This window comes from Paenibacillus sp. ALE3 (assembly GCF_054113405.1).
This window is the reverse complement of the sequence record NZ_CM134214.1, coordinates 1,393,483-1,413,648: the sequence shown is the minus strand read 5'-3', so window position 1 is coordinate 1,413,648 and position 20,166 is coordinate 1,393,483. Positions and strand designations below refer to the sequence as shown.

The window sequence follows — 20,166 nt, the reverse complement described above, 5'->3', positions numbered from 1 at the left end:
TTTACGTGAATATAAAAAAAGGGACTATCCCGCAATTGCGGAATAGTCCCCTCGGATTCATGATTGAAGCTCCGCGATTTAGACTTTGGCTTAGTCGCCTCGGAAAGCCCGCTTCACACGATCAAAAAAGGACTGCTCATTCTCATGTGTCTGCTCTCCACTAAGCGAAGAGAACTGACGCAGCAAATCCTTCTGTTCCTCACTCAGCTTGCTAGGCGTTACCACAACTACCTTAATATGCTGGTCACCTTGACCTACGCCGCGCAGTTTTGGCACACCCTTTCCTTTAAGACGGAAATAAGTGCCTGTTTGTGTGCCTGCTGGAACTTTCAGCTTCACTTTCTCGGTCAACGTAGGGATCTCCACCTCATCTCCCAATGCTGCCTGTGAAAACGTCAGCGGAATTTCACAGTAGATATCGTCTCCCTCACGCTCAAAGAAGTCGTGCGACTTCACACGGAATACGACGTACAAGTCACCAGCCGGTCCTCCGTTGACACCGCCTTCGCCTTCCCCGTTGATACGCATTTGTGCGCCGTCATCCACACCCGCCGGAATGCGAATATGAATTTTACGTTTCTTGCGGACACGGCCTGATCCGCTACAAGTCGTACATTTTTCCTTGATAATTTTTCCGGAACCGCCGCAATTGGAGCAAGCGCGTCGATTAACCATGCGGCCAAACGGTGTATTCTGTACCACTTCTTCTTGTCCACTGCCATGGCAGACGGAACAGGTCTGTGGTTGAGTGCCCGCCTTGGCTCCTGTACCATGACACGTATCGCATGTTTCCGTACGTTCAATTTGAATGTCGGTTTCTTTACCAAACACCGCTTCTTTGAATTCAATCGTCATCGTATATTGAAGATCGTTCCCTCGTTGCGGTGCATTCGGATCACGCCGACCGTTGCCGCCACCAAAGAACATATCAAAAATATCACCAAACCCGCCACCGAAGTCGGCACCACCAAAGCCGCCTCCCATGCCCTGATTTGGGTCTACATGACCGTATTGGTCGTATCTTGCCCGCTTCTGACCATCGCTGAGAACATCGTAAGCTTCTTTTACTTCTTTAAATTTAGCTTCTGCGTCCGCAGCCTTGTTCACGTCCGGATGATACTGACGCGCAAGCTTGCGGTAAGCCTTTTTGACTTCTTCATCCGAAGCGCCTTTTGCGACACCTAGCACCTCATAATAATCACGCTTATCAGCCAATGTTCCACCCCCATGCCTACAACGTGTCTGCACTACATATAAAAGGAAAGCCAAAGGCGCGGGATGACCCGGCTCTGACCTTCCCATCATTTCAAGGCAGTACAACCCGTAATATGCTTATTTATCTTGGAAATAACGGTTACCCTTAGGCTAATTGTTATTTATCAAGGCAGCTACGCTGCAATTACTGTTCAGTATATCATAACGTACCGGTATACCGTAAAGTTACACTACCCGATCCGTTGCTTAGTCTTTCTTCTGGTCTTCGTCAACAACTTCATAGTCCGCATCAACAACATTGTCACGGCCTTTGCTGTCTGCTGCTCCGTCTTGAGCTTGTGCTGCTTGAGCAGCTTGCTCATACAATTTCACAGACAATTGCTGAACGATTTCAGTCAGTTCTTCAGTAGCTTTTTTGATGTCTTCCAGGTTGTCGGATTCCAGCGTTTTTTGCAGATTTTCTTTAGCTGCATTTGCTTTTTCGACTTCACCTGCATCCGCTTTTTCGCCCAGATCTTTAATCGTTTTGTCTACGGAGTAGATCAGTTGGTCCGCAGCGTTTTTCGCTTCTACCAACTCTTTGCGTTTCTTATCTTCTTCCGCATGCAACTCGGCATCCTTCATCATACGTTCTACTTCTTCGTCACTCAAGCCGCTAGAAGATGTGATCGTAATTTTTTGGCTTTTACCTGTGCCTTTATCTGTAGCAGATACGTTCACAATACCGTTCGCATCGAGGTCGAAAGTAACTTCGATTTGCGGTACACCACGTGGTGCTGGAGGGATATCTCCCAATTGGAAACGGCCCAGTGTTTTGTTGCCTGCTGCCATTTCGCGTTCACCTTGCAGCACGTGAATTTCTACGCTAGGCTGATTGTCGGCATACGTCGAGAATACCTGCGATTTGCTCGTAGGGATTGTCGTGTTACGATCAATCATTTTGGTGAATACGCCACCTGCGGTTTCAATACCGAGGGACAGTGGAGTTACGTCAAGGAGAACGACGTCCTTAACATCACCTGTCAATACACCTGCTTGAACTGCTGCGCCCAAAGCTACTACTTCATCAGGGTTTACGCCTTTATGAGGCTCTTTACCTGTCAGCTTTTTGATTGCTTCTTGTACAGCTGGAATACGTGTAGAGCCGCCGACCAAAACGATTTTATCGATGTCGCTAGCACTCATGCCTGCATCTTTCATCGCTTGACGAGTAGGTCCCAAAGTACGTTCAACCAGACCTGCAGACAATTCTTCAAACTTCGCACGAGTCAGGTTCAACTCCAAATGCTGTGGAACGCCATCAGCTACTGTGATAAACGGCAAGGAAATTGTCGTTGTCAGCACGCCGGACAGTTCTTTTTTCGCTTTTTCTGCTGCGTCTTTCAGACGTTGTACAGCTGCTTTATCTTTGCTCAGGTCAATACCTTGATCTTTCTTGAACTCATTTACGAGGTAATCAATAATCACTTGGTCAAAGTCATCGCCACCCAGCTTGTTATCGCCGCTTGTTGCTTTAACTTCGAAGAAACCATCGCCCAGTTCCAAAATGGATACGTCGAATGTACCGCCGCCCAAGTCATATACGAGGATCGTTTGGTCTTCGGATTTTTCCATACCATATGCCAATGCAGCTGCTGTTGGCTCATTGACAATCCGCAGAACTTCCAGACCGGCAATTTTACCTGCGTCCTTAGTTGCTTGACGTTGACCATCATTGAAGTAAGCTGGAACAGTGATAACCGCTTGAGAAACCGTTTGGCCCAGATAAGCTTCAGCGTCAGCTTTCAGCTTTTGCAAAATCATAGCGGAAATTTCCTGTGCGGAATATTCCTTACCATCGATGTTTTCTTTATGATTTGTACCCATGTGGCGCTTGATGGACATGATTGTACGATCCGGGTTCGTAATTGCTTGGCGTTTTGCCGTTTCCCCTACAGTACGCTCCCCATCTTTTTTGAAACCGACAACGGAAGGGGTTGTGCGCGCGCCTTCCGGATTTGGAATAACGACGGCTTCGCCGCCCTCCATAACAGCCACACAAGAGTTGGTTGTACCTAAGTCAATACCGATTACTTTGCTCATCGGACAATTCCTCCTTCTGTATATACGAGGCCCTCAGGCCAGAATGGTTGAATCAAAATGATGTAATTCTAATGTATATAGAAAAAGTTACATGCTAACTTTTACCATCGCTGGACGAAGCACCTTGTCCTTCAGCATGTATCCTTTTTGTACCTCTTCAACGACGATGCCTTCATCATGCTCTTCGCTCTCTACCTGCATAATAGCCTGGTGGAAATCAGGATTAAACGGTTGTCCCACTGCATTCATGGCCGTCACTCCCTCTGCCTGAAGCACACTCTCAAACTGGCGGAAAATCATTTCCACGCCTTTGGTGAATGACTCAGACTCCGCTCCTTGCGATGCTGTTGCCAGCGCTCGCTCGAAGTTATCCAGAACAGGCACCAACTCGGTAACAAGCTTCATAGACGCATATTTAGCAAGGTCTTCCTTTTCTTTCAGTGTACGGCGGCGAAAATTATCAAAATCCGCCTGTGCGCGCAAAAACCGCTGCTGATGCTCCTCAGCCTCTGCACGAAGTTTTGCCACCTCTGTGTTTTCTTCCTCGGCTTCCAGTGATGCCGCTTCATTCACCGGCTCTTCCTGCTGGCTCGTTTCGGCAGCTTCCTCTGTGCTTACATTTTGTTGTTTTTCATCTTGGAACGCTTGTTCTTCCTTCAAAATGTTTCACCTCCTTCAAGTCATAACTACCCATACAAAAGCACGCAACAATGCACCCGCGCAGGATACAAGCCGTATCCCGGCGCGGAACATGTAGGACCGCAACCTGTGCGATCTTGTTCTATTTAAACCGTTGCGTTAGCATTGCGGTCAAATCCTTAGACAGGATACCCAAAATATTAATAACTCTCGCATACTCCATCCGCGTCGGACCCAATATACCTATCGTACCCAACGCTTCTCCGTCTACTGCATATGTAGCAGTAATCAGGCTGCAATTGGCAAATGCTTCATGATCATTTTCTGTACCGATGCGGACTTGAATTTCAGGGGCTCCGGCTACAGGAGTCATCAGTTTAAGCAGCGTTGGTGTTTCCTCCAGCAGATCGAGAATATGTTTAACCTTTTCTACATCTTTAAATTCAGGTTGATTCAGCATGTTCGTCGCACCGCTCAAATACAAGCGCTGATCCGATTCATTATCGAGTGCTTTATCCAGCACCTTCATAGCGTCCTCAAAATGAGACACATGCTTCTCCATTTCCTGACCAAGCGCGGTGTAAAGGCGTGATTTAAGCTGATAAATCGGCACACCGACCAGCTTGCTGTTCAGTAAATTCACAACCTTTTCCATCTCGGAAATTGAAATTCCAGGTGGAATATCCACCGTTTTATTCTCCACCTGACCGGTATTGGTCACGATAATCGCCACAGCCGTCGTTTCGTTGAGCGGCAACAGCTGAAAATGACGCAACGAAGTATGAAAAACCTCCGGCCCAAGCAAGATGGAAGTATAATTGGTCATATGGGACAAAATGCCTGATGCATGCTGAATCACTTGCTCCATTACATTCAGCTTTTCGGCGTAAAAGGCTTTTAGTTCCCGCATTTCCATAGGCTTCAGTGTATTTAGTGGCACCAAATGGTCCACATAATAACGATAACCTTTATGAGACGGGATGCGTCCCGCAGAAGTATGGGGTTGCTCCAGATAGCCCTGTTCCTCCAAATCCGACATTTCATTACGGATTGTGGCTGGGCTGAATCCGACATCCTGCCTTTTGGATATGCTGCGGGAACCCACTGGCTCAGCCGAACGAATGTAGTCATCAATAATCGCATTCAAAATGAGTCTCTGACGTTCGGTTAACAAGCGAATCCCCCCTTATCGTCTATCCATAATAGCATGATTGTTAAATGGAATCATTAGCACTCGTTCGCGATGAGTGCTAACTGATAATACAAAAATACCAAACCGACCTGATCATTGTCAAGTCAGATCAGTATTTTCAATAAACGAGATTTATTACATCCATTTTGATTATTGATATGGAAACAGAGCGTTTACACTTTTTCACATAAACCCTCATTATTCATCATATCCAAACCGTATTTATGTATAGGGATACAGAATGCAAAAAATTGAGACTGTGTCTCCAAACTGTTGTAACTTTATTGTCTTTGAGGAGGAATAGGATCTGAGAAGCCAGCGCCGCAACCTTTTATACGCATTAATCGCTCTTTCACCTACAATTTGTATGTTTTACATTTTAATCGAATTGTTTCCGTACACAGGCCTAGGAAGAATCCTTGCTTTGCCACTAGTTTTTATTCTGAACGCTGCCCTTATGATTTCAGTGAACCATTTAATTCGTAAATTAAGAACCTTGTGGTGTGCCTTAATCTTGATCCCTACAATACTGTTAAGCATATGGAATACCATTTTATTTTACCCACAAGAATTCAGTCCAAGCATTACCAAGCAAATAAAATATAGTGTCACTGCTATATTACATTATGATGATTTAACACCAGCTGATTGGGAAGAGTACACATATCGTCCAAGCCGAACTGGAGAGTCTGAAAAATATATTGTCGCCTTGTATAAATACAAAGGTCAAGTCCCGTTAGATGGCACTACATACTTTTATAATGATACGGATTATCATAAGGACCATCCCATAAGAAGCCTGAGTGATATACCTTCGGAACTGGAGCCTCATCATCAATTTATTTGGTGGTTACTCCAAACATTTGAGAAACGAACAGAGGCACAATAATGTAAGCTGTAACACATACGCAAGGCTGCGTCCTGATAAAAAAACACTGAACTGACCTCATTATTGACAGGTCAGTTCAGTACTTTCAACACTGCGATTTCATCACAATTGTTTTGTTTACTGCAATGAATGCAGTCAGTCCATACCTTTTCAGGGAAAATCTCTTTGCTAACTACATCAAAACCGTTTTTTATAAAAAAGGATACCTCGTAGGTCAGTGCCATAATTTTAGGAATATGTTGCCGCCGTGCTTCTCTAATAAGGCCTTCCACAAGCTTGGAGCCGATTCCCATTCCTTTATGCCCCTCAGAGATACCAAGGGAGCGAATTTCTACCAAATCAGCCCCCAATTTGCATAAAGAACCACAACCAACGACTTCGCCGTCCACCTCTGCAACAATAAACAGCTCCAGTTGGCGCGTAAGCACTTCCCTTGAACGTGGCAGCATAATCCCCCGCTCTGCATAGCCGCTAATCATTTGATATAAAGGCTCCACATCTTCAGGAACCGCACTTCTGCACAATACATCTTTACACACTGAAGCCATTTTGCTCTCCTCCTGCCGCTTGCCGCATATAATGAATAAATATACAACATTACGCATAGAATCGCAATACTCCATTTACCCTGCTGTGGCAGAATGGTGTAATAAAATGATGGCCCAGCTTACGAAGTCAAAATGTACTGTATTGAAGCTTGCAACTTATGAATTTACCGTGATCGAACCGATGAACTCTGCAAATACGTCATTTCCGAATAAAATACCGCGTTCGCTCAAACGATACCCATCCTCGATTGATTCGATTAACCCTGCATTCAGCATTTTTCTAAGAGGAACTGTAAACGTGTCTTCCAATGTCTGACCGAATTGAGCTTCAAAGCGGGATTTGGACACACCCTCCAGCATTCTCAAACCGACCATGAGGAAGTCCTCCATAGCTTCCGCCGTCGGCACCTCAAAGCTGTCCAAACGCGGTAGGCCATTCCGAGTAGCCTCCACATAAGGGTTAATGCCCTTAATGTTCATATGACGCTCTCTGCCAACATAACCATGTGCCCCAGCGCCAAGACCATAATAATCCTCATTCCGCCAATAAGTCATATTGTGCTTACTACCCAAACCTGGTTTAGCGAAATTGCTAATTTCGTACTGTTCATAACCCGCTTCTTTCATGCGACGCATAAGGAGCAAATACATTTCCAGTTCGTCATCTTCATGTGGAAGTGGCAGCTGATTTTTCTGGTATAACGTGTGGAAGAGCGTGTTCTCTTCAACCTTCAAACTGTAGATAGAGTAATGAGGAAGATCCAGCTCCAGCGCTCTACTGACGCTTTCATCCAGCATGTCGACCGTTTGGTTCGGCAAACCGAACATCAGGTCAATCGACAGATTGTCCAAGCCGGCCTTACGTGCGTTTTCCAAACTACGATAGACGTCATCTGTACTATGAATACGACCTATGCCTGTAAGCAGATCATTCTGGAAAGCCTGCACACCAAAACTGAGTCGATTGACGCCGCCCTCTTTCATCACAGAAAGTTTTTCAAAATCAGTTGTGCCAGGATTGGCTTCCATGGAAAACTCAATATCTTCCGCCCAGTTTGGAAAATAGGTACGAACGCTCTTCAGGAAATATTCCATTTCCTTCGGATTGAGGGTTGTTGGTGTTCCTCCCCCGACAAAAATGGTCTTTATCTCTCCTGGCGGGTGAAGTTTGACCGTATGTTCCATCTCCCGTTCTAAGGCATACAGATATTCCATAACAGGCTGATCCTTGAGCACATAAGAGTTGAAGTCACAGTAAAAGCATTTATTCGTGCAAAAAGGTATATGCAGATAAACCGCTTGAGGCGCGGATGAATATTCATGTTTTTGTATGGATGCGGTCATACCGATCCTCCTTGTCGATTCAGGGTATAGTGAGAAAATGAGCCGAGGTCGAGACCAACCGCTTCGTGTTCCATTTGATCTTCTGATCGCTGTTACTCCCCAATTTTCCATTATATAAGCACTCTTAGGGATAAAATTGGGGAGTAAAGGCGAACGCTACGCTTCTCCAGATTCAAATGGCCCACTCCGCTGCTGCCCACCACGAATCGGTCATTTTTTGTGGTGTAGGTGTTGCAGTAAACGAAAAACATTTTAGACATACTCTAAAGATTTAAATATAGTTGCCATATTACTCTAAATCAGAACTTGAACGAGCTCTCTGTCCTGAATAGCTTGCTCAAATAAAGAACGTCCATTCTCCATGCATGGCAAATGCCTCATGAAAGAATGGACGAATACTTCAAACTGCTTTACTCATCTATCTTCAGTACCGCCATAAATGCTTCCTGTGGTACTTCTACGTTACCGACCTGCTTCATACGCTTCTTGCCCTCTTTTTGCTTCTCAAGCAGCTTCCGTTTACGGGAAATATCGCCGCCATAACATTTGGCCAAGACGTTTTTACGCATAGCCTTAACAGTTTCACGCGCAACAACCTTTGTTCCTACAGATGCCTGGATTGGCACCTCGAACATTTGCCGTGGAATCAACTCGCGCAGCTTCTCACAAATGATACGTCCGCGGTGGTAAGCTCGATCTCTATGCACGATGAATGACAATGCATCGACCTGCTCACCATTCAACAGAATATCCATCTTCACCAGATTAGATTGGCGATAGCCTGAAATCTCATAGTCAAAGGAAGCATAACCTTTGGTGCTGGATTTAAGCTGATCAAAGAAATCATATACGATTTCAGACAAAGGAATCTGGTACGTAATCGTTACCCGTGTTGTATCCAGGTACTCCATGTTCACGTATTCACCACGCTTGCTCTGACAAAGCTCCATAACTGTACCTACATAATCATTTGGCACGATGATGCCTGCCTTAACATATGGCTCTTCTACATGTTCAATACGTCCTACTTCCGGGTAGTTGGATGGGTTATCAATTTCAAGCGTTTCCCCGTTAGTCAATTGTACACGGTAAATTACGCTTGGTGCCGTTGTAATCAGCGGAATATTGAATTCACGTTCAATACGTTCCTGAATAACGTCCATATGAAGCAGACCAAGGAAACCGCAACGGAAGCCGAAGCCCAACGCACTGGATGTTTCCGGTTCAAAGCTGAGCGAAGCATCGTTCAGTTGCAGCTTTTCAAGCGCCTCACGCAAATCGTTATATTCCGATGTTTCAATCGGGTACAGACCGCAATACACCATTGGATTAATTTTCCGATAGCCTGGCATCGGTTCTGGTGTTGGATTTTTGGCATCCGTTACCGTATCCCCGACACGAGTGTCGCCCACATGCTTGATTCCGGCAACGATAAAACCAACATCACCGATATTTAGCTCATCCACGATCGTCATACGTGGCATGAAAGCTCCAACCTCGATAACCTCAAACGTTTTGTCAGTGGCCATCATCTTAATTTTCGAACCCGCACGGATACTGCCATCTACAACACGTACATATACGATAACGCCTTTATAAGGATCATAATGCGAATCGAAAATAAGCGCCTTGAGCGGATTATCCGGATTTCCTTGCGGAGCAGGCACACTTCTGACCACTTGTTCCAAAATTTCCTTGATACCGATTCCAGCTTTGGCTGAAGCATGTACGGTTTCACTCGTGTCCAAACCGATAACATCCTCGATCTCCTGCTTTACCCGTTCAGGATCAGCACTTGGCAAATCAATCTTGTTAAGCACTGGCAAAATCTCCAGATTGTTGTCCAACGCCAAATAAACGTTAGCCAATGTCTGCGCCTCAATCCCCTGCGCTGCGTCTACTACCAGCAAAGCACCTTCGCAGGCTGCCAAACTACGAGATACCTCATAGGTAAAATCGACGTGTCCCGGTGTATCAATCAAGTTCAAAATGTACTCTTCGCCGTCATCGGCCTTATAAGTGAGTCGCACTGCCTGGAGCTTAATCGTAATCCCGCGCTCCCGCTCCAGTTCCATCTGGTCAAGCACTTGCTCCTGCATTTCGCGGGAAGTGAGTGCACCGGTGTACTCCAAGATCCGGTCAGCCAGCGTAGATTTACCATGGTCTATATGTGCAATGATACTAAAGTTCCGAATTTTACGTTGTCTTGCCAAAATGTCAGTCATGCCTTACCCCCACACAATGCCTAGTATCAATCAGCTTATTATAGCAGTTGTAAGGGGGGTCAGCAATATTTCTATTCTGTTACCCCGTCAAATACAGATACAACCCAGCGAATGCCCTGTCTTGACAGATTTTGAAGCAGTCCAGCCGTTTTGTCAGCCATGGTATCCACCGAAGCCTGCTGCGCCTTTACGGCTAGCAACTCACGAGGGGTCTCTAGGCCCTGCTGATTATTGTCATCCTGTGCAGTCTTAATATCCCATTCATGTGTCCAGCGTGCGGTCTGTTCCTCACTTCGTTCGTTTGTATTCCCTTCATTCGTGTCCGTTTGTGGCTCAAACTCGACCTTTCTACTTGTATTATACGTACCATTATGCGCTCGGGCATCAGCTGCCGGGGTATCCTCAATCACCGTCTGCTCATATTCAACTTTCTGTTGATTTACTGATGAAACTGGATTCTCGTCCCATTCCGGGCCATAGACTGAGCGCAGACCAGAACCTGCCAGCTGCATGCCAAGTAACACGCCCGCTCCGATCAGAAGCACAAATCCAAGCGCTTTTTTACGAAAATGTCCGGTCATTATATCCCCCCCTAACTGCTACCTTATTTAATTGCCGCTATTGCTCTTTTTGGTGTCAGATACGTTGGTGCCCGCCTTCTGGGCTTTCTGATCCTCCCAATACACTTCACTGATCATGTCCGCCAAAACGTCAGAAGTTCGTTTTAACTCCTCCTCCGTGTTGTCAATCCCACCGATTTCGATCAAAATGCTATGCGAAGACAAGCTTTGATTATATTCACCGTTGTTTCCTTTGCCGCCATCTTTTCCCCATACACCTCGTGATACGCCGTGATAGGATTTTTCCAGCTTTTCATGAATACGAGCAGCAAAAGCTTCATTTTTACGCCAATTTTTGTTGTCATGTCCGATGATAAAATACACTTTGGCATAAGAAAGTCCATTAATGGTGGCTGTTGTTTTTCCATGACGTTGCGAATCACGATGAATATCAAGCAGATAAGTCAAACCTTTATTTTGAGCCAAAGCCTCCTTGACTGTTGCGCGTGAATATTTATAGGAGTAGTTCCAATTGTAATTTTGAACTGTGGTGGCATAATCCTTGTTTACATGCAGTGTAGATATCCCTTGCTTTTCCAGTCTCTTCTTTACAAAGTCTCCTACCCTTGATACATTAGCTGACTTAGAGCCTGAATTGGGGTTGGAACTGGTTTTGCTCAGTAATGGGTTATATGCTTCTCTGGGATGAGAATGGTAGATTAATATACGCTTCTCCCCTTTGACGGAATCACCTGGATCATCCCCACGTGCAGGGTCTGTTTCCGGTGTTGTCGGAATATCCGGCGTAGTAGACGGCGGGTTCTCAGCTGCGTTTGAGATCCCAGGGGTATCTGTCGTTCCCTGATCAGGCTGATAATCCGTAGGACCCTCTACCTTGATGTTCCCCGAACCCTTGCGCAGCATGACAGGCGCTCCAGCAGCCATGCCAGGAATTTCACGAGAAATGAGACTTTTGGGATCTTGCGGATTAATACCTGTAAGCATCTGAAAAACAAATGGCGACCATTGTTCACCCGACAACGAAGAATGCTGTTTCTTTTGTGCCAAATGAGGTACCTCCATACCTAGCATATCCGCGAAAAAACCACTGGACACCGAGCCTGCCAATCCTTTCATCGAAGAAACAGGAGAAGTTTGCAAACGATTTTCTGCCAGCCCCCCTAGTCCCAAAATGACAAATAAAAGCGCCGAGCCCATGATGAGCAGCACAAGCGTATGTCCCATTGCCAAAATTTCGATACCTTTTCTTCTCCATCTTCCGACGTTCCAGGTCTGAATCTTTTTCATGTGAGCCTTGTCCTCCTTCGTCCCGTCGAAACCCGCTTATTACATTCAGAACACAGGGTTCCTATCTGTTTCGGAAATCTCTTATACTTCAACTCTATGAACGGAGAACAATTACTAGAACACAAAAATCTCTATCTACAGGACAAGCCCATCCCTTTTTGAAAGAGATAGGCTACCTGTTAAATAGAGATTTTCTGTCGTGTCTTAGAAAGATGGTTTTGCTAGCCTTTCATTAATGCGTATAAGCGGCGACATTGTCGGGATCAACAGCCTCATGTAGAGCTGCGTTCAAACCGGTCGCAATGATATTCGCGATATCTTCAATAAATTCATCGATCTCTTTTGGAGTCACAATCAAATCATGCCCCAGCGGTTGAAGTACCTCTCTCACCAGCCCGAGTCTCTCAGGTTCTGAAATATCATCCAACATTCCCAGAATTACTTTGGTAGAAGCCTTTTCTTTGGTAAAATGCGTTTTCATCAGTTCGATTACATTATTGACGATAGTCGAAGCGTAGCATACCGTTGGAACGCCGATAGCAATACACGGAACCCCCATAATATCCTTGGTGATACCGCGGCGCTTGTTGCCAATACCTGAACCCGGATGTATTCCGATATCCGCCACCTGGATGGTCGTATTGACACGCTCCAGTGAACGTGACGCCAAAGCATCAATAGCAATAATAAGCTCTGGTTTTGTGCGGTCCACAATGCCTTGAACGATCTCACTGGATTCGATTCCCGTGATACCAAGAACACCCGGCGCAATCGCACTCACATCCCGATATCCAGGGTTGATCTGATCAGGTGTCAGTTCAAAATATTGACGGGTGACCATTAAATTTTCAACGACAAGCGGACCCAGCGAATCAGGAGTCACGTTCCAATTCCCCAGCCCTACCACCAGCACCCTTGCCACCTTAGAGATCCCTATTTTTTGTATAAAATGCTCCATTTCTTTTGCAAAGGCAATGGCTACACGTTGTTGGAGTCCAGTGTCGCCTTCACGCAAGCCAGGTACTTCGAGCGTAACGTAATGCCCTTGTACCCGCCCAATACGGTTGGCTCCTTCCTCATTTAATACATCCAGCCGCGTAATTTTAATCCCGTTATCTTCCTCCACATTCTCATTTATACCCGTCAGCGGGACAGGCTGATTCCGTTCTGCCAGCTCTCTTGCCTCTAATGCCAAATCCGTGCGTACCGCATACTTCTGCAAATCCAGATCCATCTTTTAAACCTCCTTATATACCATCTCTGGCTATAGTGTGCGAGACACCCAACAGGTTTATGCACATCCATTTTCATCCTGTAATTTGCATCGTCTCAGAATGTTTTCTTATTGCAATTTGAGGTGTGGCATGCTAAAATATTTTAAGTTGTGAAACGTTTGTGTTCATAAGTAATGCCTTTACAGGAGGTGAATGTAATGCCAAACATCAAATCCGCTATCAAACGCGTTAAAACTAGCGACAAACGCCGTGCGTTGAACGCTTCCCAAAAATCCGCGCTTCGTACAGCAGTTAAAGCTGCCGATACAGCGTTGGTAGGTAACGAAGCTGAAGCTGCTGCTGCTGCTTTCAAAGTGGCTTCCCAAAAGCTGGACAAGGCTGTAACTAAAGGTCTGATCCACAAAAATGCAGCTGCTCGCAAGAAATCCCGCTTGGCGAAAAAACTTAACGCTCTTACAGCTCAAGCGTAAGCACGAGCTACTTTTATACGTTAATGAAAAAATCCTGACCAGCCTTGGCTGATCAGGATTTTTTAGTTTATAACTTTATGAGATTAGATTGAAGCGCCTGCCCCCATTTTCATTAAAAACAGTTCCAGTCCCAGCACCTTGTCAACGACACCTGTCTTCATATGATAGTCCAGTTCGCCCAGTTCATAGAGAAGCTGGCGCAGCTGCTCAGAACGGAAGCGTCGTGCTTGATCCCCTGCAACTTTCACCCCATAAGGATGCAAGCTGAGCTGACTCGCAATTTGTTGCTGAGAATAGCTTTGACCTGCCAGCTCTTTGACCTGCAACATAATACGAAACTGCCGTGTGATCAAAGCTGCTATCTTGATGGGTTCTTCTTTTTGCTTAAGCAATTCATAAAAAATACTGAGCGCCTTATCCAGCCGCAAATTAGCCAGATCCTCAACCATCGCAAATACGTTCTGCTCTGTATTACGAGGCACAAGGGATTCAATGTCAGCGGATGAGATCGTTCCCTGCGCTCCTGCGTACAAGCACAGCTTATCTATCTCGGCTGCCAAGGATTGAAGCCCGACACCCGTGTATTGAATGAGTCTCTCAGCCGCTCCTGCTGCCAACTGCACTTCTCTTTCTGCTGCACGCTTATGGACCCAAGCCACAAGATCATCTCCACCCATAGGGACGAAAGCAATAACTGAGGCATCACTTTTCAGTTTCTTGACGATCTTTTTCCGTTCATCCAACTTTTCAGCCTGAACCGTAAAAACGATGACGCTATAGTCAGTCGGGTTATCCATGTAAGTCAACAGCGTCTCAAGACGGTGCTCTATTTTGCCGTTATCTTTGCCTGCTGCAAATACACTGGTATCCCGTACAATAATTAGCTTCTTTGGCACCAGAAAAGGCGCTGTTTCTGCGTCCTCTACAACCACCTCAATTGGCGTCTCGGTTAAATCATAAGAACTAATGGCGAAGTCACGATGCTCCTCCTCGACCACCTTCTCTTTTAGCATCTCAACAAACTGCTTCATTTGATATTTTTCATTGCCATATAACAGATACACTGGCGAAATATCACCTTTACGAATAGCCTTAGAGGCTGTTTTTACATCCATTTTCCGTTCCCCCCACCCACTGATCGTACCTGACATCCGACCGGAAGGCAAGTCATGACACAAACAAAGGGACCCCACCTTTAGGCAGAATCCCTTCACCACCATCTATATCAACACGGCAGCAGAAAGCTCTAGAAACTTTCGGCCGTCGGGATACGACGTCGGTTCATATAGTTTATTCTCTGTTTCTAAAAAGAGTGCCACTTACGAAAACTATTTTCCAGTGCCACGCGGAACGGTGTACGTATATTTACTTGCAGTCCCATCCTGCTCTGTCTCATACATAAAGGTCTGGCTGTCATCTGACCAGCTTCCTTTGACCCAAGCACCCTTCAGGGTACGGACTTCCAGTGTTGTTCGGTCTACACCGTTATCGGAAAGCTTATACACTTTCAGCTTTTTGCCCTCAATAGCCACCGCATAGCTACCATCAGGCGAGTTGAACTGATCTGTAGAGGCCGACTGGGCACCATAGGTGGAAGCATTATTACTGTCCGGAGAGACCAGCGAATTAGATACAAAGCCTTCTCTACGAACCGGGTCTTGTGACACCGATGATTGCTGATCATTAGAATCGGCATTGCTGCTATCCGCCCCTAAAGAGTTCCCCGCATCCTTGGTGACACTTTTGGATGTCGCATCTTTCGACGTTTCATTTGAGGCAATTCGACTCTGTACCTTTAATTCCTGGCTAAGCGACGAAGATGCATCATTTGTACTTGTATCATCGCTATTATCCTCCTGAGCGGTACTCGTACCCGCTAAAGGTGCCTTTTCCATTTTCGGATCCCGCTGTTCATCAGGAGCAATCGTGGGTTGATCAGATTTTTTCTGTCTTAGCTGTTTGTCATCGGATGTAGGAGCATCTGCAGGCGAGTCATCCTTTGTCGCCTGACGATCGACGTTCGGCTGTCCCTGCTTTTCATCCTGATGGGATGAATGCTTAGTCGGTGCAGACTTTGTTGAAGGTTCCTCGCCAGCTTGCTGGTCATCGACCTTCCCAGCATCCTGTTTGGAAGGATTCTTTTCGCTATCTGAACTGTCTGTTCCCTGGTTGCCCAGGTCAGGTTCCTTATCTGCAGGTGTCAGAGAGGAATCAGCACCTTGTCCCTGTTCAGATGGCTGCTTGGTCGATTCCGCTCCAATGGCTGCATCACGTCCTCCACTCCCATTGGTCGTACCTGGAATTTCCGTCTGAGTCTGCTGGCTTGTCACCTCGGGTGACTGGGATGTAAGTATACCTTCCGCATCCTGCACTGTTTTAGGCTCAAAGTTGAATACTACAATCCCCAGTACAACGGCAGCGGCAGCCACGCCCATGGCAGCACGCCCTCCCACCCTGTTCCACCAAGGTATAGGCTGAGTACGTTGTCTAGGCCCTGCTCCAGACTCTGGATCAGCAGCTACAGGCTGCATTTCCTGAAGCGCGCTTCCCTGCTCTTCACGTGCGCGGTCAATGGCATCAAGCTGAGGCATGATGGAATCCACCAGGCTGAACGCCGGGGAAACCGCAGGCAATTCCTCCAGCTCGCGAGAGAGTGTCTGAAGAATATGGAATTTTTCCGCACAGTCCGGGCAAGTCGCAATATGGTTCATTAATTGGGACGTCTCTTCTTCGCCCAGTTCATGATCCACATAACGCTGCATCCAATCCATCACCTCTTCTCCACACTTCATCCTGATACACCACCTTTCTGATATTCCTGAAGTAGCCCTTGCAATTGCTGTCTTGCACGATACAAGTATGACTTGACCGTATTTAGCGGCAAATCCAGAGAATCGGCAATCTCGTTATAAGAGAAATCCTGCAAATATCTCAGGACAATTACCGTCCGGTGGTGTTCCGGGAGCTGTTGTATAGCCTCACGAACATCCTGTGCCATGTAAGAGGTTAACACCTCAACCTCCACGTTTTGGGGGTCGTTAAATATCATGTCATGCTCGTCAATGGAAACCGAAGGCTTTGTTCTTCTGAATTTGTCGATGCATATGTTCGTTACAATGCGCTGGACCCAGGTTTTAAACTGTGCTTTTTCCTCATAAGAGTTAATTTTGGAATATATTCGTATGAGGGCTTCTTGTGAAGCATCCATGGCGTCCTGCTCATTATTTAGAATGTAATATGCCGTACGGTACACATGCTGTTCTATCTCTCTTAATAGGGTAATGAGAGCGTCGCGATCGCCCGATTGAGCGGCTCGGATGAGTCCCTGCTCTACCACAAAGGATCCCCCTCTCCCTGCAATATTACAGACGTATCCCTTTTGCAAATTGTTGCAGGATAGACGTCTGACGCTAATTTTATTTTTTTAATAAAAAAAATTATAACAAAATGCCCAGAATCCCCATTGTATCCTCCCTTAGAATAACAGAAAAAGGGAAGGTAGTCACCTTCCCTCAGCCCCTACATACATCTAAATACTAGACCTATTAAACTGCATGAAACATTTTGTCACTTCTTAGAAATCAGAAAATCAGATATGAGTTGTAATCGATAAGATAGAGCAATCGGATCTTGAAAATAAAAATCGTCGATTAAGAATTGATATACCTTATCTGATTTAACGGCAGGCAGGTTCTTGGCTGTTACAAGCCTGCTTTTTTATAGTTGAAGATGATTTTAACAAAATCATTTTGAATTCGTCTGTTCACGTCTGCGTTGATACCGAACACTCAGCTTCCCTTGCTGCGCACGAATCTGTACCTCTCCCATTGTATCTGTTCGATATATGGCAGAATCAACCTCCGCCAAACGTTCCAATACTGCTTTATTCGGATGTCCATAAGTGTTGCTTGCACCAACTGAAATGACGGATACTTTCGGCTGCCAATAGGACAACCACTCTTCCGAGGTGGAATACTTACTTCCGTGATGTGCCACTTTCATAACGTCTACAGCTTTCCTTGCAGCTCCTATTGCTCCCTGAGCTTTCACATGGGATGAAGAATGGGTTAATTCAGAAAGCAACAGCGACTCTGCGGCATCATCCATATCTCCTGTGAATAAAAATGAAGCCCCCTCCATCTCTAAAATCATGGCAACGGAATAATGATTCTGTTCCTTCATAACAGGCAACTGCCCAGATTCGTTCTCCTCCAGCTTAAACGGATAGAGAAAGCGAATTGTCGTATCCCGGTCTGGTTCCCACTCCATGCTATGATGTGCACCGTACAGCTTGATCTGCTTGTTCAAAGCCGTGTTTAACAACTTTCGAAATGGAGCTTTGTCTGTTAGGGTACCATTAAAAAACAAGGTGGTTACGGGAATCTGGTCAAATATAGCCTGTAGTCCTCCGGCATGATCATGGTCTCCATGCGTTAAAATGACAGCGTCCAGCCGATGCACCCCACGTTGCTTTAGCAAAGGGACAATCGTATCCGCGCCAACCTCGTAGGGATCTGTACGCTTGCGCCAAGCATTTTTCCCTGTTGCAAAGTCCATCGTACCCCCGCCATCTACCAAAATATGTTTTCCTCCCGGCGTTGTAATTAAAATGCTATCACCTTGGCCCACATCCAGATATTGAACAACTCCCGTGTTTCTTTCACTAGGAGATTGGTACCCTATACATAGTATGCCAAGCCAGGCAATACCACTTAAAGCCAGTGCCACATGACGATATCCATCCCACTGTCGATGCGCAAATTTCCCTGCACCCTTCGGTTCATGATCCGTTTGCAAAATAGCCGCCCACTCGGCAGAAGCCGCTAGTCCTGTATGCACAGGTGAAGCTATGGGATTAGATTTCACATCGGAAATGTCGCCTGTTTGCCTTCGAGATATCAACCATGTTTTGAGCCAGTACAGAACGCTGTACAAAGCTGCGTAATATGCCAGAACCCACAGAATAGAAGAAGACGGCCAAATACTCACATAAGCATCATCCACATTCATCCATTTCACAAGCGAAAAGGTTAGATCGTTTAATTGCTCCGCTGGCCACGCAAGGATGCGAGCCCCCTCCCCCCATAAAAAGGCCATTCCCATTGCCACCGTACCTAGTGGAAGCACGATATATGTAATCAGGGGGACAAGTAAAAAATTAGCTGCAAATGATAATATCGAAAATTGATTAAAGTAGAACACCGTCATTGGAAACGAAACAAGCTGTGCCGTGATTGTGATCGCAACTTCACCACCGATCAAGAGGGGCCATTTGGCGAAAAACGGCTTCATAAGCGGCATATATATGAGCAACCCACCTGTCACCAAAAAGGAAAGCTGAAAGCTGACGCTAAGCAGGTAGTATGGATTCCATAGCAGCATAAGCAACGCAGATATACTTAAAATATTAAGTCCGTCCTTGAGCAACCCTCGCCGAGCTGCAAACAAGCCGATCATCGCCATAATCCCTGCTCTTACAACAGAGGGAGAAGCACCTGTCAGCAGCACATAAGCCGGAATCAGTACCATCACAATCGTAAGAGAGGTTTCACGGCTAACTCGTAACAGCTTGAGTAAATATAATAATGTGGCCGCATATACCGCCACATGCATACCTGATATCGCCAAAATATGCGTTAAACCAAGCTGCGTAAATTCATTATACGTTGCTGGGTCCAGCTCATCTGTAACCCCAAGTATCAGACCTTTCATATATCCTGCGTGAAGAAGTGATGTAAAAGCAGATTCCATTTTTAGACCTAGCTGCTCTCTAAGCTGATCATTCCATCTCAATAATGTGTAGCGGTTCCACAGTGAAGCCTTCTGCCTCTGTAACGAGGCGGCTCCAGCCCCCTTGATAAGCCAGTGAATTTCCTGCGTGTGCAGGTACTCACTGTAATCAAAGCTACCAAAGTTCCCCGCTTTTGCTGGTGCCTTTAAGCTGCCACGCAGCAGGATTGCATCCCCACGCTGCCATGCTGCCGCAAGTTGCTGTTCCTGCTTCGCAGCCAACTTGATATGAACAATGACCTGTTCAGAAATAGACCCCCGTTGTTCATCCTTATTGGAATGACTAGCAAAGTGATGAATTGAAGTAACTCTCATTTCAAACTGCGCACGATCACCATCAATCTCAACTTCTGAAGCAATAAACCCTAATGCTTGAACAGGCATGTCTTCTATGACAGAAGAAGATACATGAAGTGCACCAGGAATACTGCTCACGTTATGCCCATCATGCCAAAACCAATGAAATCCACCACCACTCAATGCAATCCACAGCAATACCATATGTCGGATAGGAATTTTCATCAATAAAGCTATAAGCGGGAAAACCAGAGTAATTCCCGCCCACAGCACCAAAAGTATACGTCCCGAATACAGACACGCTCCCGCACTTCCTATAATCCAACAAACAGTGAGGCTTAATATAGGCCTAGTAAACACAAGTTGGGCTTG

At 45.9% G+C, this 20,166-nt stretch carries 16 protein-coding genes; 2 read left to right on the top strand and 14 right to left on the bottom strand.

Going from position 1 to position 20,166, the window contains the following annotated elements; translation table 11 throughout:
* Window positions 1–90 precede the first annotated feature (90 nt).
* The 4 genes from dnaJ to hrcA form a co-directional block, all read right to left on the bottom strand.
* Window positions 91–1,215, bottom strand: a complete 1,125-nt coding sequence (gene dnaJ, locus ACXHJ2_RS06455) for a molecular chaperone DnaJ (protein ID WP_013372174.1) — start codon at window positions 1,213–1,215, stop codon at window positions 91–93.
* A 246-nt stretch (window positions 1,216–1,461) separates the two neighbouring features.
* Entirely contained in the window at window positions 1,462–3,297 is a 1,836-nt protein-coding gene (gene dnaK, locus ACXHJ2_RS06450; RefSeq protein WP_013372176.1) for a molecular chaperone DnaK, read from the bottom strand.
* A gap of 87 nt (window positions 3,298–3,384) precedes the next feature.
* On the bottom strand, window positions 3,385–3,957 hold the full coding sequence (gene grpE, locus ACXHJ2_RS06445; RefSeq protein WP_040103293.1) for a nucleotide exchange factor GrpE: 573 nt from the start codon (window positions 3,955–3,957) through the stop codon (window positions 3,385–3,387).
* Between the two features lie 121 nt (window positions 3,958–4,078).
* Entirely contained in the window at window positions 4,079–5,110 is a 1,032-nt protein-coding gene (hrcA, locus tag ACXHJ2_RS06440; protein WP_013372178.1) for a heat-inducible transcriptional repressor HrcA, read from the bottom strand.
* A 442-nt stretch (window positions 5,111–5,552) separates the two neighbouring features.
* Here hrcA and ACXHJ2_RS06435 point away from each other — a divergent pair, with 442 nt between their 5' ends.
* Window positions 5,553–6,017: a hypothetical protein gene (locus tag ACXHJ2_RS06435; protein WP_058829911.1), complete on the top strand. Its 465-nt coding sequence runs from the start codon at window positions 5,553–5,555 to the stop codon at window positions 6,015–6,017.
* 71 nt (window positions 6,018–6,088) lie between these two features.
* On the opposite strand, the gene ACXHJ2_RS06430 is transcribed toward ACXHJ2_RS06435, so the two are convergent.
* The 6 genes from ACXHJ2_RS06430 to gpr form a co-directional block, all read right to left on the bottom strand.
* Window positions 6,089–6,565, bottom strand: a complete 477-nt coding sequence (locus ACXHJ2_RS06430; protein ID WP_025674283.1) for an N-acetyltransferase — start codon at window positions 6,563–6,565, stop codon at window positions 6,089–6,091.
* A gap of 156 nt (window positions 6,566–6,721) precedes the next feature.
* Window positions 6,722–7,909, bottom strand: coding sequence for a radical SAM family heme chaperone HemW (hemW, locus tag ACXHJ2_RS06425; protein WP_025674281.1), 1,188 nt, complete (start codon window positions 7,907–7,909; stop codon window positions 6,722–6,724).
* 410 nt (window positions 7,910–8,319) lie between these two features.
* Window positions 8,320–10,134, bottom strand: coding sequence for a translation elongation factor 4 (gene lepA / locus ACXHJ2_RS06420; RefSeq protein WP_165079563.1), 1,815 nt, complete (start codon window positions 10,132–10,134; stop codon window positions 8,320–8,322).
* A 71-nt stretch (window positions 10,135–10,205) separates the two neighbouring features.
* Entirely contained in the window at window positions 10,206–10,715 is a 510-nt protein-coding gene (locus ACXHJ2_RS06415) for a hypothetical protein (protein ID WP_165079562.1), read from the bottom strand.
* Between the two features lie 27 nt (window positions 10,716–10,742).
* Complete coding sequence (locus ACXHJ2_RS06410) at window positions 10,743–12,002, bottom strand: stage II sporulation protein P (protein WP_165079561.1); 1,260 nt, start codon at window positions 12,000–12,002, stop codon at window positions 10,743–10,745.
* A gap of 232 nt (window positions 12,003–12,234) precedes the next feature.
* Complete coding sequence (gene gpr, locus ACXHJ2_RS06405) at window positions 12,235–13,236, bottom strand: GPR endopeptidase (protein WP_016821624.1); 1,002 nt, start codon at window positions 13,234–13,236, stop codon at window positions 12,235–12,237.
* Between the two features lie 198 nt (window positions 13,237–13,434).
* Here gpr and rpsT point away from each other — a divergent pair, with 198 nt between their 5' ends.
* Window positions 13,435–13,707 (top strand): 30S ribosomal protein S20, encoded by a 273-nt coding sequence (gene rpsT / locus ACXHJ2_RS06400; protein ID WP_013372187.1) that lies wholly within the window; start codon window positions 13,435–13,437, stop codon window positions 13,705–13,707.
* Window positions 13,708–13,790: 83 nt separating this feature from the next.
* Here rpsT and holA read toward each other — a convergent pair whose 3' ends face one another.
* The 4 genes from holA to ACXHJ2_RS06380 all read right to left on the bottom strand — a co-directional run bounded on the left by holA (window position 13,791) and on the right by ACXHJ2_RS06380 (window position 20,070).
* The gene (holA, locus tag ACXHJ2_RS06395) at window positions 13,791–14,822 is read right to left on the bottom strand and encodes a DNA polymerase III subunit delta (protein ID WP_165079560.1); all 1,032 of its coding nucleotides are present in this window, start codon (window positions 14,820–14,822) and stop codon (window positions 13,791–13,793) included.
* Window positions 14,823–15,035: 213 nt separating this feature from the next.
* Window positions 15,036–16,499 (bottom strand): anti-sigma factor, encoded by a 1,464-nt coding sequence (locus ACXHJ2_RS06390; RefSeq protein ID WP_165079559.1) that lies wholly within the window; start codon window positions 16,497–16,499, stop codon window positions 15,036–15,038.
* Entirely contained in the window at window positions 16,496–17,044 is a 549-nt protein-coding gene (locus ACXHJ2_RS06385; protein ID WP_013311184.1) for an RNA polymerase sigma factor, read from the bottom strand. The genes ACXHJ2_RS06390 and ACXHJ2_RS06385 overlap by 4 nt, the downstream gene beginning before the upstream one ends.
* Window positions 17,045–17,451: 407 nt before the next feature.
* Window positions 17,452–20,070, bottom strand: coding sequence for a ComEC/Rec2 family competence protein (locus ACXHJ2_RS06380; protein ID WP_165079558.1), 2,619 nt, complete (start codon window positions 20,068–20,070; stop codon window positions 17,452–17,454).
* Window positions 20,071–20,166: the final 96 nt, after the last annotated feature.